General features: G+C 67.2%; 2 protein-coding genes. One reads left to right on the top strand and one right to left on the bottom strand.

All coding sequences use genetic code 11. The annotated features are described in order from the left end of the window. Positions 1-33: 33 nt before the first annotated feature. Entirely contained in the window at positions 34-816 is a 783-nt protein-coding gene (locus ACFV9H_RS41415; RefSeq protein ID WP_385409176.1) for a sporulation protein, read from the bottom strand. 97 nt (positions 817-913) lie between these two features. Between ACFV9H_RS41415 and ACFV9H_RS41410 the strand changes: the two genes are divergently transcribed. Continuing rightward, a complete protein-coding gene (locus tag ACFV9H_RS41410) occupies positions 914-1555 on the top strand; it encodes a DNA-3-methyladenine glycosylase (protein WP_385409174.1) in 642 nt (213 codons plus the stop codon). Positions 1556-1909: the final 354 nt, after the last annotated feature.

Raw genomic sequence — 1909 nt, 5'->3', positions numbered from 1 at the left:
CAGCGACCCAGCCCCTCCGCACACCGGAACGGATCAGAACCAGTTCCGCTGCGAGCCCACCGATGCGATCCACTGGTTCAGGTACGCCACCCAGTCCGTGCCCTGGTACGACTGCAGCCCCACCTGGAAGCAGCGGTAGGTGTCACTGCCCTCGCTGAACAGACCCGGCTTCTTGTCCATCTCCAGGACGACGTCCATCTCCCGGCCGTCCGAGACGAAGGTCAGCTCGACCTGGTTCAGCCCCCGGTACTGGGACGGCGGCAGGAACTCGATCTCCTGGTAGAAGGGCAACGTCTGCCGCGTCCCGCGGATGTGCCCGCGCTCCATGTCCGCGCTGCGGAAGGAGAAGCCGAGCTGCCGGAACGCGTCGAGGATCGCCTGCTGCGCCGGCACCGGGTGCACGTTGATCGGGTCGAGGTCGCCCGCGTCCACCGCGCGCGCGATCTCCAGCTCGGTGCTGACCCCGATGTTCATCCCGTGCAGGTGCTGACCCCCGAAGTGGGTGATCGGCGTCTCCCACGGGATCTCCAGGCCGAAGGGCACCACGTGCAGCGCTCCGGGCTGCACCTGGAAGGCGCTGCCGAGCTGCTGCTTGGTGAAGACCACATCCTGCTTGTACTCCTGGTCACCGCCCTCGACCTCGACCCGCGCCTGCAGACCGACGGACAGCCCCTCGATCTGCTGCTCCACGGATCCACCCTGGATCCGGACCTCGCCCTGGACGATTCCGCCCGGCACGACGTTCGGCTCGGTGATGACCGTGTCCACCGAGGCACCACCGGCACCCAGGCTCGCGAACAGCTTCCTGAACCCCATGCTCTGACTCCCCTTGAAGGCTTGTGCGACTACCCCTTACCAACGCGGAACCTTAGGCCCCGGTTGCAGGTGTACGCGTTCCACTACGCTCGACCGGATGAGCGCGCGCCCCGACCGTACGCCCCTTCCCCGGTCCTTCTTCGACCGCCCGGTCCTCACCGTGGCCCCTGACCTGCTGGGCCGCACCCTGGTCCGCCGTAGCCCGGACGGCCCCATCGAACTGCGCATCACGGAGGTGGAGGCGTACGAGGGCGAGTCGGACCCGGGCTCCCACGCCTACCGCGGCCGCACGGCCCGCAACGCATCGATGTTCGGTCCGCCCGGACACGCGTACGTCTACTTCATCTACGGCATGTGGTTCAGCCTCAACCTGGTGTGCGGTCCACCCGGCCACGCGAGCGGTGTCCTGCTGCGCGCGGGTGAGATCACGGTGGGCGCAGACCTGGCAGCCAAACGCCGAGTTTCCGCCAGATACCCGAGAGAACTGGCCAAAGGCCCGGCCCGGCTGGCCACCGCCCTGGACGTGGACCGCTCCCTCGACGGCACCGACCTCTGCGGCGGCCCCGATTCCCCTCTGTCCCTCCTCGCGGGCACCCCCACCACGCCCGACCTGGTGAGCAGCGGCCCACGCACCGGAGTGGCCGGCGCCGGCGCCACCCATCCGTACCGCTTCTGGATCACCCACGACCCGACGGTGAGCCCGTACCGAGCCCATGCGCCACGCCGCCGTTCAACTTGACTCGGCCTTGCCGGACGCCTAACGTAGCCCGAGCCGCTTGAACGGGGCACTGCCATCGGCAGACCCCCGGAGCGGCCAACCCACTACCTACGACTTACCCCTGGCGGGGTTCTATTCGGCATGCCCGAATTCCTCCGCCGGCCGCTCGATTATGAATGGCAAGGGATAAGCGCTAACGTAGCGGAGCGCCGAAAGGCACAGACCCTCCAACGGTCACCGAATTCAAATCCAAGTCGGAAACGACGCGGAAATGATCTGGTAGAGTCGGAAACGCAAGACAGCAGAACGAAAGCCCGGAGGAAAGCCCCAGCCAGTGTTGCTGAGGGTGAGTACGAAGGAAGCGTCCGTTCCTTG

The organism is Streptomyces sp. NPDC059874, assembly GCF_042731135.1.
Classification (GTDB): Bacteria; Actinomycetota; Actinomycetes; order Streptomycetales; family Streptomycetaceae; genus Streptomyces.
The sequence above is the reverse complement of the archived record's forward strand: the minus strand, read 5'-3'. Positions and strand labels throughout refer to the sequence as shown.